Raw genomic sequence first — 14,925 nt, forward strand, 5'->3', positions numbered from 1 at the left:
AATCAAGGGAGGCTTACAGATGACATTAAAAGAAAAGGTAATAAATCGAAGTTACATGACGGGAACACATGTTCATTTGCTGGATGCAAGCGTTACAGAAATGCTTTCCTATCTTGGGTATGACTTTATTTGGCTGGATATGGAGCATACGCAGCTTTCCTGTGAAGACGCCTATCACCATCTTATGGCAGCAAAAGCAGGTGGAACGCCGGTTGTTGTGCGTGTGCCTGCAGATGACCTTACGATTACAAAAAAGATTTTGGAGATAGGTGTTGGCGGGATCGTATTTCCGATGGTGCGGGACTATGAACATGCAAAGGAATTGATCTCGTGGACACTTTATCCGCCATATGGAAAGCGAGGCTGTGGACCAAAAGGGGCAGTCCGGTATGGCCTGGATACCGAATCTGAGTTTTATGGCAAAGGTCATTTGGAAGTATGCAGATTTATCCAGATCGAGCAAAAGAGCGCCGTTTTAGAGGCAGAGCGGATAGCGCAGATTCCCTATCTGGATGGCTGTATACTGGGAATGCACGATCTGTCCGGTTCTATCCATCGGCTGGGAGACGTTTTTTCAGAAGAAAATTTGAAGCTGGCCAGGTCCGCGATTACAGCATTTAAGAGCCAAAACAAATCTGTTGGAGTTTCTACTACCGCCACAGACAAAAAAACACTATCCTTATATCATGGGATGGGAATCAATATGATTGCAGCAGGGGCGGATTATAGCTATATCATTGAAGCGGCAAAAGGAACATTGCGGACAATCAAAGATATACAGGGGGAAGGCAAAATCCCCCCTACCTGGAAAGGTCATAGGTAGGGGGATTCAACTATCCTATAGGGAGGTCCGCCTTGGGCGGACCTAATTTTATGGCGCGGGGAGTCGCACCGAATCCAATTTATTTTTTCTGAACGGTGGGGATCGGGCGAACTGGAGATGAAGGGAGCTTGCCCACAATACCGGTGACAATCCGCAAAACCGAGTACAGCAGCAGGATCTCCACAGGCAGCAGCGCGATGTTTTTGATGACACGGCTCGGCACAAGGGCCCAGAACCCCTTCCCCATCATGATGGATAGCCAGAAGGTATTCAGCAGAATGTTAAGAAGGAGATTTGTCAGCGTTTTGGCGACGATTGCCCGGACAAGGGTTACACGGCTGTGATAGAAGACCATGCCGTACAAGACACCGCCCAATATGGCAGTGATGGTAAAGCCTGGAAAGAAGGCACCGCTGGGCTTGATGAGATATTTGACAATATCTCCGACTCCAGCGGCGATGCCGGCAGTCACAGGTCCGAATAGCATGCCCATAGTGGCGGTGATGAGGTATCCCAGTCCCAAGCGAAGAGACTCTGAGACCTGGATGGTAAAAAAGCTGAGCACGACGCTGACGGCCAACAGCATTGCAATCAGGGTGATGGTTCTCAGCTTGCTCATCTCCCGGAAAGAATCCGGGAATTTGCGCAAAAATGTACTTCCTTTGTTCATAGCAGCGACCTCCTCATTTATACAAGATTTCCCGCGGCTGGGGCCGCTCTGGATGCGGTTGCACAAATCGACAGAGGTACTGCCTCTTCAATCCGTGTAACAGCGGGATGCGATGGTCAGACCGCAAGCGCGAACGCTTTTCGTTCCGGCAGCAACTCCCCGTCTGCCGGACACTTAACGCCTGTCCACCTACTCTGCTTTAACGAACGGATCTAGTATAGCATAGGTGGGACCACATTGCAATGGCCGGAATTTCTAAAATGGGAGGGGTGGAAGGGGGAGAAGGTGATTGTTTTTTTAAGAGAGCAGCGATAATTGAAAATTCGATTGAAACCATCCAACCGTCTGCTTCCATTACACAATGTGTTCTTATCACAACCCATTCTGTCAGTATAAGTTAACAAATTTGTAAAACAAAGATTAAAAATTCAAATTATATAGTATTAAAATAATAAAAATACTTGAAAAAAATGTAGATAATGGTAAAATATAGTTAAAAAAAGTAGAAGGCGCATAAACATGGGACACAGGACAGAATTTCCAGCTCATATACGATTGTTACCACACGAGGAGTGGCAAAGCGTCGGCGAGCACCTGGATGAGGTGGAGGCCATCGCCCGGGAGGCGGGCGGCAAAATCGGACTGCAAAATACCGCGTCCTTGGCCGCGTATCTCCATGATGCGGGGAAATATACGAAAGCCTTCAAGGATTACCTGGTCGACAGTGTTTTTGGCCGCCGTCAGGGAAAGGGGCCGATTCATTCCACCATCGGCGCAAAATATCTGTATGAGACGCGATATCAAAGCTCACGCGATCCCACGGAGAAACTGACGGCACAGCTTATTTCTCTGGTGATCTGCCAGCACCACGGTCTCTGCGACTGCCTCTCTGTGGATGGGGAGGACAAGTATACCCAGAAGATGGAGACGGACAAGGAACTCTTTTATGGTGAGGCGATGGGCCATTATACAGCGATATATCGATCGGAAGAAGAGTTAGAGCGATTGTTCCAGGCCGCCTATGGGGAAGTGGAGGCCCTCTGTCAGAAGATGCAGGACCGTGGTCTGGATGGTTATTTTACCATCGCCATGGTACAGCGCTTTCTTTTATCCGCCATTATTGACGGCGACTATTCGAGCACCTATCACTTTATGTCAAACACGGCTCCTACGCCGCCGGTGGATCCCAAAAGCTTCTGGAGACAGGGCGTGGAGCGGTTAGAGGATGTATTGCAGGAGTACGGGAAACGAGCAGATCAGAATCCCATCAACCGCTACCGGCAGAAAATTTCTGAGGAATGCAGGGCCTTCGCCAAGAGAGGAACGGGAGTCTACCAGCTGACAGTTCCCACAGGTGGCGGCAAGACAGAGAGCTCCATCCGGTTTGCCCTGGAACATGCAAAGGAGCACGGGAAAGATAAGATCATCTATGTCATCCCCTATCTGTCGATTTTGGAACAGAACGCAGATCGAATTCGCAAAATTCTGTTGTCACCGGAATGTTCGGAGCCGGAGCACTATATTTTGGAGCACCATTCCAATATAATCTGGGAAAGGGATGAGGAGGCCGACGAGGATCAGACCGAGCGTGAAAAGGCTTACCGGGCCTTGACGGAGCGATATTCCTCACCCGTGGTGTTCACCACCATGGTACAGTTCCTGGAAACTTTTTTTGGTCAGAAAAAGCAGAGCATTCGCCGGATGCAGAGTTATGCCAACGCGGTGGTGATCTTCGATGAGGTTCAATCCATACCCGTTAACAGTATTTCTTTATTCAATGGCGCTGTCAACTTTCTCAGTGAAGTTGCCAATACGACAGTTGTTCTCTGTACGGCGACACAGCCAGAACTCAGCAGAACCAGACGGCCGATTTTGCTGGCCGCCCATCCGAATATGGTGGAGAATGTGACCGACACATTCCAGCAGTTTAAACGGGTGCAAATTAAAAATTGCTGTACAGATGCGGGATACAGTGTGGAAGCGGCGGCGGACTTTATTTTGGAGGCTTCGGAACAGAAGGATTCCCTATTGGCAATTTTGAATACAAGAAAAGAGGCGGGGGATGTCTATCGCTGTATTGAAAAAAGGCTAAAGCAGCGGGGGGAGGATGCCTACGAGCTCTACCACTTGAGTAACGCCATGTGTCCAAATCATCGCCGGGAGAGGCTTCGCATGATAAAAGAACGCCTGGCGGAGAAACGACAACAACCGGATGGTAAGAAGCTGATCTGCGTCAGCACCCAGCTCATCGAAGCGGGAGTGGATATCTCATTTCAGTGTGTCGTCCGCGCCTTAGCAGGTTTGGACCGGATCGCGCAGGCAGCGGGGAGGTGTAACCGGGAGGGGGAGATCGATTGCCAGGATGTTTACGTGATCAAGTTGGCGGAGGAAAATCTATCCAATCTAAAAGATATCGCCTATGGAAAGGAGGCGACGGCTCGAATCTTCGATGAGTTTAAGCGGAATCCTGCTATGTTCGGCTATGATTTGCTATCGCCCCAGGCCATGGCGGTATTCTATCAATATTATTATCAGGGACGGGAGAAGGAGATGGATTTTGCTGTGCCCCAAAGGGGATCGCAAGCGGGATTTACAGTATACGACATTCTATCTCAAAATCAAGTAGGCCGGTCGGCCTACGAGGAATGGGAGGACTGCGATTCTGAGCTCATTCTGAGTCAGGCTTTTCAGACAGCAGCCAGAGAGTTCTATGTAATCAGACAAGATGCAATCTCCGTTATTGTCCCCTACGGGGATCAGGGGAAAGCGGTGATTGCAAATCTCAATGGAGACTGTACGCTGGAGGAGGCCAAGGGATTTTTGGCCAAAGCACAGCCCTATACAGTGGATCTATATTCCCACAGCGTCGCGACCTTACAGAGGGGAGACGCTATATACCCACTTCTCGACGGCAGTGTGTGGGTTCTGAAAGAACGATACTATGATGACCAGTTGGGGGTTGTGAGTGAAGCCGGCAAAATGGACATGTGGAGTGTGTAGAGGAGGAGAGTCATGGAATATAAAAATCAAATCGAGTTTACGGTATATGGAAAACGGGCTTTATTTAGTGATCCCATCACCCGAATCGGAGGCGAAAAGTGTTCCTATCAGATTCCGACCTATCAGGCCCTGAAGGGAATCCTGGAGAGCTGCTATTGGAAGCCAACCTTCCTCTGGTATATCGACGAGCTGCGCGTCATGCGATCCATTCAAACCCAATCCCAAGGCGTCCGTCCTGTGGAGTATACAGGTGGAAATACGCTGTCCATCTATACCTATCTGACCAACGTGGAATACCAGGTGCGAGCGCATTTCCAGTGGAATGAAAACCGACCGGAGCTAGCCCAAGATCGGAACGAAAACAAGCATTATTATATTGCAAAGCGGATGCTGGAGCGGGGCGGACGCCGGGATATTTTCTTAGGAACCCGGGAATGCCAGGGATACATTGAGCCTTGTGAATTTGGTTCAGGAAAGGGAGATTACGATACATACGGGGAGCTTGCCTTTGGCTTGATGTTCCACGGATTCGACTATCCCGATGAGACGGGAAAGCAAAAGCTAGGCGTCCGGTTCTGGAACCCTGTCATGAGGAATGGGTATATTAGTTTGATTCCTCCGGAAGCCTGCACCATACGCCGGGAGATTGCCGGCCAGAAGCCAAAGGTTTTCGGAGAAGGGAATTTCAGCGGATGGAAAGAGTTTGAGGAGGGGGGAGTTTTTTGAGCTGGATTGATAAGTTGTATGAAACCTACGAGAACTGCCAGGAGTATGTGGGCAAGGATCGGGAGGACATGCTTCTGCCCATCGCCCACACAACTAACAACGCGCAGATTCAGGTTACGCTGAATCAGGATGCGGAGATCGTCATGGCGGAGAAGGTGCCCAAGGAAAATGCGGTGACCATCATTCCCTGTACGGAAGACTCAGCGAGTCGAGGAGTTGGAATATTTCCCCATGCGTTATTTGACAAGCTGATCTACATTGCCGGCGATTACGCCGACTCGATCAGCGAGAAGGGGAGGCCATACCATGAGGCCTATGAGACGCTGTTAGATCGGTGGTGTGCGTCAGAGGACTGTCACCCGCAGGTTCAAATTATTGCACGGTATCTCAAGAAGAATTGTCTCATCCAGGACCTGGTTCGGTTTGGCTGTCTTGTGGAAAAGGAGGGGGCTATCGACCCATCTGTCAAAATTGGCGATGTGGCGCAGACGGACGCTTTCGTGCGCTTCTGTGTCAACCGAATGGGGGTCCAGGAAAACCCGAGAGTGTGGGAAAATCCCGAAGTCTGGCAGTCCTATATTCGATTTTATGAGGGCCAGCAGGAGAACAGGAGGCTCTGCTATGTGACAGGCCAGGTGATCCCCTGTACAGACAAGCATCCTAGCAAAATCCGCAATTCAGCGGACAAAGCCAAGCTGATTTCAGCCAATGATAAAAGCGGATTTACCTTTCGGGGACGGTTCGCAGATAAGCAGCAGGCGCTCAGCGTAGGATATGAGATATCGCAAAAGGCTCACAACGCGTTAAAGTGGTTGATTGCGAAGCAGGGCTATAAAAACGGGGATCAGGTGATCCTCACCTGGGAAACAAAACGTTTGAAGGCGGCCAATCCAGTGTTAGGCAGCCAACAGCTGATGACCCAATATACAGAACCTGCGGCTGAACCCAAAACCATGCAGGCCTATGCGCGGAAACTCAATGAGGCCATCGCTGGCTATAAAAATAATCTAGATCGGGCAGCGAAGGTGGTCGTCATGGGCTTAGACTCAGCCATCCCTGACAACCGGGGCCGTCTGGCTATCACCTACTACCGGGAACTGCCCGGGTCCGAATTCTATGACCGGATTCAGCGCTGGTATCGGGATTGTTGCTGGGAGCTATGGAGTTGGAAGGATGAGCAATTCATTTCCTATATGGGAAGTCCGTCCCCACATAGCATCGCGGTTGCAGCGTACGGCAAGAATGCAGACAAAAAGTTACTAACCGAGACAGTGGAACGGCTGCTCCCCTGTATTGTAGACCAGGCAAAATTGCCCTTCGATCTGGTCCAATCCGTCTACAATCGGGTTCGGACCTTGGCTTCCAGCGCAAGCAGCTCGGAGTGGATTCATCTGTTGTCAATCTGCTGCGCCTTAGGGCGCTGCTATGGAAAAGAACGGGATAAGGAGGAATGGACAGTGGAAGGAAATAGCATGGAACTCGACAAAAGCTATCTGTGCGGACGCCTGTTGGCGGTCATGGACGGCATGGAAAAATGGGCGCTAGCCAAGATGGGAGAGGACCGGCAGACCAACGCCATGCGGTATTTGGATCCGTACACAAAGAATGCGGGGAAAATCATACCGATTTTGCAGCGCAGATTGCTCCCTTACATGGAGCGAATCGGGGATAAGCATAATTGGCTGCTGGAGACCATGGGGGAGATCTGTGAGAAACTTAGCCAATACGACGGAGAGTTAAAGGCGCTGGATTATCGGTTTACTCTGGGATTCTACACACAGCAGAAACAGATCCGGGACGAGACAAAGCGCAGAAAAGCAGAGGCGGAGAAATGAAATCAAAAGGCTAACAGCGAAGGAAAAGGAGAGGATGTACAATGAGTATTCTAACCAACAAAATTGATTTTGCCGTGATTGTATCCGTAAAGAATGCCAACCCAAATGGGGACCCGCTCAACGGGAACCAGCCCCGGGAGGATTATAATTCGTATGGAGAAATATCCGACGTCTGTATAAAGCGGAAGCTGCGCAATCGGCTGCAAGACATGGGGCAGGCGATCTTTGTTCAATCCGATGACCGGCGGGACGATGGGTGCCGGAGCTTAAAAGATCGGGCGGACGCCTGCGAGGAGCTTAAAAAAGCCATCAAGGATAAGGAACAGTATGCCAAAATCGCCTGTGCCAAATGGATAGATGTGCGGAGCTTTGGGCAGGTCTTTGCCTTCAAAAAAAAGAATAGCGACAAAAAAAAGGACGGCGACAAAAAGAAGGGCAGCGACGAAGCCGGGGTCTCCATTGGGATTCGGGGCCCCGTCTCTATCCATCCGGCCAAAAGTGTTTCCCCTATTGAGATTACCAGCATCCAAATTACAAAGAGCGTGAACTTGGAAACGGAAAAAGACCCTGATGCAAAGGGCTCGGATACCATGGGTATGAAACATCGAGTTGATTTTGGTGTGTATGTCATCTATGGCAGCATTAACCGGCAACTGGCAGAAAAGACGGGATTTAGCGATGAGGACGCGGAGCTGATCCGGCAGGCCTTGCTCACCCTTTTTGAGAATGATGCATCCGCCGCCAGGCCAGATGGGAGCATGGAGGTGTACCGCCTGTACTGGTGGAGACATAATTGTGCCATGGGACAGTATTCATCGGCAAAGATTCACCGTTCTTTGGAGATAACCCTTAAAGATGAGATTGAATCCCCCTCCAAGATAGAGGATTATGAAATCCGGCTTGTGCCCTTAGATGGCATCAATCCTGAAATTTATGAGGGGCGATAGTCACAGCATGTACGAGGAGGAGGAATTTCTCAATCTTTCCGGAATCCAACATTTTGTTTTTTGTAGACGGCAGTGGGCGTTGATCCACATAGAGCAGCAGTGGAAGGAGAATGTGCGGACTGTCGAGGGCCAGCTTTTGCATGAGCGCGTGCATGATGGTTTTTCTGTGAGTTCGAGAAAAGGGTGGATTATTTCTAGAGGAATGCCCGTCTTCTCAAGGGCACTGGGTGTCAATGGCGTTTGCGATGTGGTGGAGTTTCGCCCATCGGCACAGGGAATTTCTCTCGCCGGACACGTGGGGCAGTATAGTCCGAGTCCGGTAGAATACAAGCGAGGGAAACCGAAGGAGGACGAAGCGGATGTGATGCAATTGGCAGCACAGGCCCTCTGTCTGGAGGAGATGCTGTTATGTGAGGTCCACGAGGCAGCCATTTATTATGGAGAGACGAGAAGGCGTCTGCCGGTTATGATGACAGAGGAGCTTCGCGAATCGGTCCGGAAACTATTTGCAGAAATGCATGGGTATTATGCAAGACAGTATACGCCGAAGGTGAAACCATCCCCGAAGTGCAAGTCTTGTTCCCTTGTGGATCTCTGTCTACCGCAGATGGAGAAGCGCTCGAGCGTGGAGGCCTATCTTAAACGTCACATCCGGGAGGAGACTGGGGAATGAGAACCTTATTGAATACTTTATATGTGACATCTCCGGACGCCTATTTGTCTTTGGACGGCGAAAATGTTGTCGTGCTGAAGGGAGATCAGCCAGCCGCCCGAGTTCCTCTTCATAATCTTGAGGGCATTGTGACGTTTGGATATACTGGAGCCAGTCCAGCCTTGATGGGAGCCTGTGCGCAGCGAGATATCGCCCTGAGTTTTATGGCGCAAAATGGCCATTTTTTGGCCAGGGTTTCGGGGGAAGTCCGTGGAAACATTCTCTTACGAAAGACCCAATACCGTTGGAATGAGGATGAAGGGAGAAGTGCTTTGATCGCTCGCAATTTTATACTGGGCAAAGTGTACAACGCCCGGTGGGTTTTGGAGCGGGCGACACGGGACTATGCCCTTCGCGTCAATGTGGAACGGTTAAAAGGGGTATCGCAAAATTTAGCAGCGGCTTTGCCGCACATCGCATCCTGTGAGGATCTTCAACAGCTTCGTGGCTATGAAGGGGAGGCGGCGAGCCAATATTTCGGTGTGTTCGATGAATTGATCTTGCAGCAGAAAGAGTCATTTTCATTCCGCGGGCGAAATAAACGACCTGCCTTAGATCCTGTCAATGCGCTGCTTTCATTTGTGTATACGCTGTTGGCGCATGAGGTGGCATCTGCATTGGAGACGGTGGGATTGGATCCCTATGCGGGTTTTCTGCATCGAGACCGGCCAGGACGGATATCCTTGGCGTTGGATTTGATGGAGGAACTACGTCCTGTCTTTGCAGACCGCTTTGTTCTCTCCCTCATCAATAAAAAGATGGTGGCGGTCGAGGATTTTGTGAAGAAGGAAGATGGCGCGCTGCTCTTGCAGGACGATGGGCGGAGGGCGCTCTTGGGCGCTTGGCAGGAGAGAAAGCAGGAGACCATACTCCATCCGTATTTACAGGAAAAACTTGAGTGGGGATTGGTTCCTTACGTTCAAGGGTTGCTGCTGGCGCGCTATCTTCGAGGGGATTTGGATGCATATCCGCCATTTTTGTGGAAGTAGGTGAGAGAATGCTGGTTTTGATAACATATGATGTCAATACGGAGACGGCGGATGGAAAGCGGCGGCTGCGAAAAGTCGCGAAACAATGCATGAATTATGGCCAGCGGGTTCAGAATTCTGTATTTGAATGCGTGATGGATGAGGCGAAATGTAAGGAAGTTGAAGCGATTTTGGTCAAGTTGATTGACAAAAATAAGGATAGTCTGCGCTTCTATTATCTTGGAAATCACTATAAGAGTAAGGTTCAGCATGTCGGCGCGAAACCTTCTTTTGATGTGGAAGGGCCGTTGATTGTGTAAGTGCGAATGGCAAGTGATCGCGAAATTCCCGGGGGATTCGCACCCAAAACGGGACGAAAATCTGCACAAAAGGGAGGGGAGGGAAAGGAGATTGGTGTTGAGAGTTGGTTGTGATTGTGTTTTATGCATAGTTTAGTATTGGATTATCAGATATATTTGTGATATTTTGCTGTCGTCCCCCTTGTGGGGACGTGGATTGAAATCGCGTCAGTATATCGATCATCGGACCAATAAGAGCGTCGTCCCCCTTGTGGGGACGTGGATTGAAATCAAATGATTTGCAGCAAATGACCAATACGATTGGTCGTCCCCCTTGTGGGGACGTGGATTGAAATATATCGATGAAATCCATCGACAACAATATATTGGTCGTCCCCCTTGTGGGGACGTGGATTGAAATAAAATCCTGTTCCAGAAAAGCGGTTGTTGAGGGAAGTCGTCCCCCTTGTGGGGACGTGGATTGAAATCGGCAAAAGCAGAGAAAGCTGCTTTGGGCCAGGCAGTCGTCCCCCTTGTGGGGACGTGGATTGAAATTCTTTTGGTCGTCCCCCTTGTGGGGACGTGGATTGTCGTCCCCCTTGTGGGGACGTGGATTGAAATCTGAACAGCAAAATTGAGATCGCCGCAAGAAAAGTCGTCCCCCTTGTGGGGACGTGGATTGAAATGTCCTCCCTTCTCTGGGGTGCTTAATTCGTTAATGTCGTCCCCCTTGTGGGGACGTGGATTGAAATTGCTCCTCGTTTTTTCGAGCATGTGCCGTCCTGGTCGTCCCCCTTGTGGGGACGTGGATTGAAATCCCTAGCCGTGCGATGCGATAGGTTGTCAGCTTGGTCGTCCCCCTTGTGGGGACGTGGATTGAAATTTGTGCTGTGTATTCTGCGTCAATTCCTGCGCCCGTCGTCCCCCTTGTGGGGACGTGGATTGAAATTCGCTACGGCGGAAGGTGGACAATATCGATTTATCACGTCGTCCCCCTTGTGGGGACGTGGATTGAAATATGACAAGAACTATGTAGAGATGTGTCAAGAGGTGGTCGTCCCCCTTGTGGGGACGTGGATTGAAATATGATTGACAGTCTCAATCTGACAGAGCTCAACTAGTCGTCCCCCTTGTGGGGACGTGGATTGAAATTATTCAATCATGGTTTTACAATCTGCTCTCTACGGTCGTCCCCTTTGTGGGGACGTGGATTGAAATAGACAGCCCACTGGGTGTATCGGTGTACTCTCGGGGTCGTCCCCCTTGTGGGGACGTGGATTGAAATCTTTGTACCGTATAGAAACTTCCGGGCCTGCTTATGTCGTCCCCCTTGTGGGGACGTGGATTGAAATGCAAATACACCGCAGATAAAATTGAGGATGACCGGGTCGTCCCCCTTGTGGGGACGTGGATTGAAATGCTGTATAATGGTTGGAATCAGCAAATGCGGATGATCGTCGTCCCCCTTGTGGGGACGTGGATTGAAATCATATACAAGGCGCCGACTTTGACCTTTGATAACTTGTCGTCCCCCTTGTGGGGACGTGGATTGAAATTTTGTCGTGCATCCTGCCATGAAAACCTCGCAACGCGTCGTCCCCCTTGTGGGGACGTGGATTGAAATGATCTTGTTTAGCCCTAGGTTTGTTGTTTGCTGGTCGTCCCCCTTGTGGGGACGTGGATTGAAATAAGCCATATGAATGAATGGGGCGTATTGCAGTATTGTCGTCCCCCTTGTGGGGACGTGGATTGAAATGTCCAGATAAATCTTAAACTGTTCCAGGTCTTTTGGTCGTCCCCCTTGTGGGGACGTGGATTGAAATCCTATGCAGGGGCCGGGTTCCAGATTTACCGCCCGTCGTCCCCCTTGTGGGGATGTGGATTGAAATTCTTAATCTGGCTGATGAAGTAAAGAAGGGGATGGTCGTCCCCCTTGTGGAGACATGGATTGAAATTACACCAACGATGAGGGCTATTTGATTACCCCTGGTCGTCCCCCCTTGTGGGGACGTAAATTGAAATAACCAATTTGGCGGCGTAGAGATGGCGCCTCTAATGTCATCCTCTCTGCGGGGAACATAAATCGAAATCGCGTCAAGGACCTGTCCACCGGTGAATGGATCACGTCTTTCCCTTAACAGGAAAACAAATTGCGCAATGCCTACGAACATCCTGTCTGGCATGCGATCTCCGCCTTACACTGCGATATGAGATCTACGCTAAGTTCGTTGCCAAACGGGTGTCATTGGCATTAGGTGCTCCGCACTTGCCATCCGTATTCCCGACCCTGTGGGCCTGGCTACGTCTACAGGGAATATCATCAGGGGTCTATATGCAAAAAAACAGCGCCCTCCAAACTGATGACCACCTTTGGAGCAGCGCTGTTTTACATTTACCCTATGAAAGAAACGAGTTTGAAGATGGATTCATGGACTCCAACTTATCGTGCAGGCACTGAATATACGATGGATTGGTGCCACAGCATCCGCCGATATAGCTTACAAAACTAGCAGCGGGAAGAATATCGTTGACAAAAGTATTCGCGTCGTACGCAGTCGTGACGGTTCCGTTGGCATCCGTAACCGGTTTGCCAGCATTGGGCTTGAAGAGTAGGGGGAGATCCGTCTTCTCATGAAACTCCTCCATGATAGGAATGGCGAGATCCGGGCCAAGTGAACAGTTAAGCCCAATGGCATCAATCCCCATTGGGACTAAGACATCGAGCACATCTTGGACAGACTGTCCCATCATGGTCTTACCGGCCTTTTCAAACGTCATCATACAGAATACGGGCACAGAATACTTTTTAGCAACGGCTACAGCAACAGCCATCATAGCAACATCCATAAAAGTCTGAAGCATAATGATATCCGCGCCCTCCGACATGCCGGCCCCGATCTGTTCTTCATAGATCGCGGTCGCCTCTTCCTCAGTCAGATCTCCGTAGGGCTCCAAAAGCACGGACAGCGGTCCGATGGAGAGCGCAACCTTAACGTCAGTCCCCTTTGCCGCCTCCTTTGCCAGCCTGACACCGTTGGAGACAACCTCATGTACGGTATAGGGCGAATGTTCGACAGCGCCAGCATTGGCCCCAAATGTATTCGCGAGAATGATCTTGGCTCCTGCGGCGATGTATTCATTGTGCAGCTCCGTCACAATTGCAGGATTTTCGATATTATACCGCCAGACAGGTACTTTATCCTCCGCTTTTTCCCAGAGACTGGTTCCGATGGCTCCATCAAGTAGCGTAAGCGTATGCAACATTGACCTTCCTCCTCATAAAACTAAATTTCGTATATAGTTAACTATACTCTGTACATCGATTGAAATCAAGTCAAGATTTGAAATCAAATCGAAAATATTGTGCGGTGATATGCGAATGCGATGAAACATCAAACAAAAAAGGATCACTCTCACAGCGAGATGCAATCCTTTTAACAGCGGATGGGAATTCCATCAGCCCAACGCCTGCCCCAGATCATAGACTAGATCGTCGATATGTTCTGTTCCGATGGAAAGGCGAATGGTGTTGGGCCGAATTCCGGACTCTTCCAGTTCCGCCTCTGTCATTTGGGCGTGGGTGGTCGTTGCTGGATGAATGACCAAAGATTTTACATCCGCCACATTGGCGAGAAGGGAGAAAATTTCAAGCTTGTCAATAAAGGCCTGAGCGTCCGCTGAACCGCCCTTGATCTCAAAGGTAAAGATGGAGGCCCCGCCCGTTGGAAAATATTTGGTATAGAGGGCATGATAAGGGCTATCCGGTAAGGAAGGATGGTTTACATGTTCCACCCGCGGATGGCGCTGTAAAAAATCAACGACTCGAAGCGCATTGGCAACATGGCGTTCTACGCGCAGTGACAAGGTTTCCAGGCCCTGTAGAAACAAAAAAGCGTGGAGCGGCGCAAGAGTAGCGCCCATATCTCGCAGAAGAACAGCGCGGATGCGGGTGACAAAAGCCGCAGGGCCAGCTGCCTTGGTAAAGCTGACACCATGGTAGCTCGGGCACGGCTCCGTCAACTGAGGGAATTTGCCCGATGCTTCCCAGTCAAAGTGGCCGCCATCTACGATGACGCCACCGATGGCAGTTCCGTGGCCTCCGATAAATTTTGTCGCAGAGTGAACCACAATATCCGCACCGTGCGCTAGAGGGCGCAGAAGATAGGGGGTGGCGAAGGTGTTGTCCACCACCAACGGAATTTTATGAGAATGGGCGATTTCCGCGACTTTTTCAATGTCAATGAGATTCGCGTTGGGATTTCCAATGGATTCGATAAAAATAGCTTTCGTATTTTCCTGGATGGCATCAGCCCAATCGCCTCGATCTGGATCCACAAAGGTAGCGGAGATGCCAAATTCCGGGAGGGTATGTGCCAATAGGTTATAGGTTCCGCCATAGATTGTTTTGGCGGCTACGATATGATCGCCCGCTTGGGCCAAATTTTGAAAAGCATAGGTGATAGCGGCGGCGCCAGAAGCGGTGGCAAGAGCGGCAGCACCGCCCTCTAGAGCGCAAATTCTCTCTTCAAAAACGGACTCCGTCGGATTGGTCAGGCGGCCATAGATATTCCCAGCATCGCGGAGTGCGAATCGGTCAGCGGCGTGCTCACAATTGTGGAAGACGTAAGAGGTCGTCTGATAAATAGGTACCGCCCTGGCGTCGGTGACAGGGTCCGGCTTCTCTTGTCCAGCGTGGAGCTGTAATGTCTCAAATTGATATGTATGTTTTGACATACGAATTCCTTCTTTCCATATTTTTTGATCCAGTCTAGAACTTTTTAACGCGCCAACAAATAAAGAGGAATCACATTCGACCATTTCTCCAATTGATCCGCAGCAGCAAAGGAAACTGAAATTGCATAGAACACACCGCCTTAATACTATAATTCCTATAGAAAAAGTATGTTTATACTATATACCACAAAAAACCCGTTGTCAAGAATTT

At 50.0% G+C, this 14,925-nt stretch carries 11 protein-coding genes, 1 CRISPR repeat array and 1 riboswitch; of the genes, 8 read left to right on the forward strand and 3 right to left on the reverse strand.

Annotation, left to right across the window (positions count from 1 at the left end):
- Positions 1–19 precede the first annotated feature (19 nt).
- Positions 20–823: an HpcH/HpaI aldolase family protein gene (locus H8730_RS09175; RefSeq protein WP_177715708.1), complete on the forward strand. Its 804-nt coding sequence runs from the start codon at positions 20–22 to the stop codon at positions 821–823.
- A gap of 79 nt (positions 824–902) precedes the next feature.
- On the opposite strand, the gene H8730_RS09180 is transcribed toward H8730_RS09175, so the two are convergent.
- Positions 903–1,493: a folate family ECF transporter S component gene (locus H8730_RS09180; RefSeq protein WP_177715710.1), complete on the reverse strand. Its 591-nt coding sequence runs from the start codon at positions 1,491–1,493 to the stop codon at positions 903–905.
- A gap of 98 nt (positions 1,494–1,591) precedes the next feature.
- A riboswitch (THF riboswitch) is annotated at positions 1,592–1,692 on the reverse strand.
- A 320-nt stretch (positions 1,693–2,012) separates the two neighbouring features.
- On the opposite strand from H8730_RS09180, the gene cas3 reads away from it, so the two are divergent.
- The 7 genes from cas3 to cas2 are packed head-to-tail and all read left to right on the forward strand — an operon-like array spanning position 2,013 to position 10,001.
- Complete coding sequence (gene cas3 / locus H8730_RS09185; RefSeq protein WP_177715712.1) at positions 2,013–4,493, forward strand: CRISPR-associated helicase Cas3'; 2,481 nt, start codon at positions 2,013–2,015, stop codon at positions 4,491–4,493.
- A gap of 12 nt (positions 4,494–4,505) precedes the next feature.
- A complete protein-coding gene (gene cas5c, locus H8730_RS09190; RefSeq protein WP_177715714.1) occupies positions 4,506–5,219 on the forward strand; it encodes a type I-C CRISPR-associated protein Cas5c in 714 nt (237 codons plus the stop codon).
- On the forward strand, positions 5,216–7,054 hold the full coding sequence (gene cas8c, locus H8730_RS09195; RefSeq protein WP_177715716.1) for a type I-C CRISPR-associated protein Cas8c/Csd1: 1,839 nt from the start codon (positions 5,216–5,218) through the stop codon (positions 7,052–7,054). Before cas5c ends, cas8c begins: the two co-directional genes overlap by 4 nt.
- Before the next feature lie 41 nt (positions 7,055–7,095).
- Positions 7,096–8,001, forward strand: coding sequence for a type I-C CRISPR-associated protein Cas7/Csd2 (cas7c, locus tag H8730_RS09200; RefSeq protein WP_177715718.1), 906 nt, complete (start codon positions 7,096–7,098; stop codon positions 7,999–8,001).
- Between the two features lie 7 nt (positions 8,002–8,008).
- On the forward strand, positions 8,009–8,674 hold the full coding sequence (gene cas4, locus H8730_RS09205) for a CRISPR-associated protein Cas4 (RefSeq protein WP_177715720.1): 666 nt from the start codon (positions 8,009–8,011) through the stop codon (positions 8,672–8,674).
- Entirely contained in the window at positions 8,671–9,702 is a 1,032-nt protein-coding gene (gene cas1c / locus H8730_RS09210; RefSeq protein WP_177715722.1) for a type I-C CRISPR-associated endonuclease Cas1c, read from the forward strand. Before cas4 ends, cas1c begins: the two co-directional genes overlap by 4 nt.
- 8 nt (positions 9,703–9,710) lie before the next feature.
- The gene (gene cas2, locus H8730_RS09215) at positions 9,711–10,001 is read left to right on the forward strand and encodes a CRISPR-associated endonuclease Cas2 (RefSeq protein WP_177715724.1); all 291 of its coding nucleotides are present in this window, start codon (positions 9,711–9,713) and stop codon (positions 9,999–10,001) included.
- A 171-nt stretch (positions 10,002–10,172) separates the two neighbouring features.
- A CRISPR array of direct repeats spans positions 10,173–11,935; the repeat unit is 32 nt; unit sequence GTCGTCCCCCTTGTGGGGACGTGGATTGAAAT.
- Positions 11,936–12,377: 442 nt separating this feature from the next.
- Here cas2 and H8730_RS09220 read toward each other — a convergent pair.
- Together H8730_RS09220 and H8730_RS09225 are read right to left on the reverse strand one after the other, a co-directional pair.
- Entirely contained in the window at positions 12,378–13,244 is an 867-nt protein-coding gene (locus H8730_RS09220) for a homocysteine S-methyltransferase family protein (RefSeq protein WP_177715679.1), read from the reverse strand.
- A 192-nt stretch (positions 13,245–13,436) separates the two neighbouring features.
- The gene (locus H8730_RS09225; RefSeq protein ID WP_177715677.1) at positions 13,437–14,714 is read right to left on the reverse strand and encodes an O-acetylhomoserine aminocarboxypropyltransferase/cysteine synthase family protein; all 1,278 of its coding nucleotides are present in this window, start codon (positions 14,712–14,714) and stop codon (positions 13,437–13,439) included.
- Positions 14,715–14,925 lie beyond the last annotated feature (211 nt).

The organism is Bianquea renquensis, assembly GCF_014384895.1.
GTDB classification, from domain to species: domain Bacteria; phylum Bacillota; class Clostridia; order Lachnospirales; family Bianqueaceae; genus Bianquea; species Bianquea renquensis.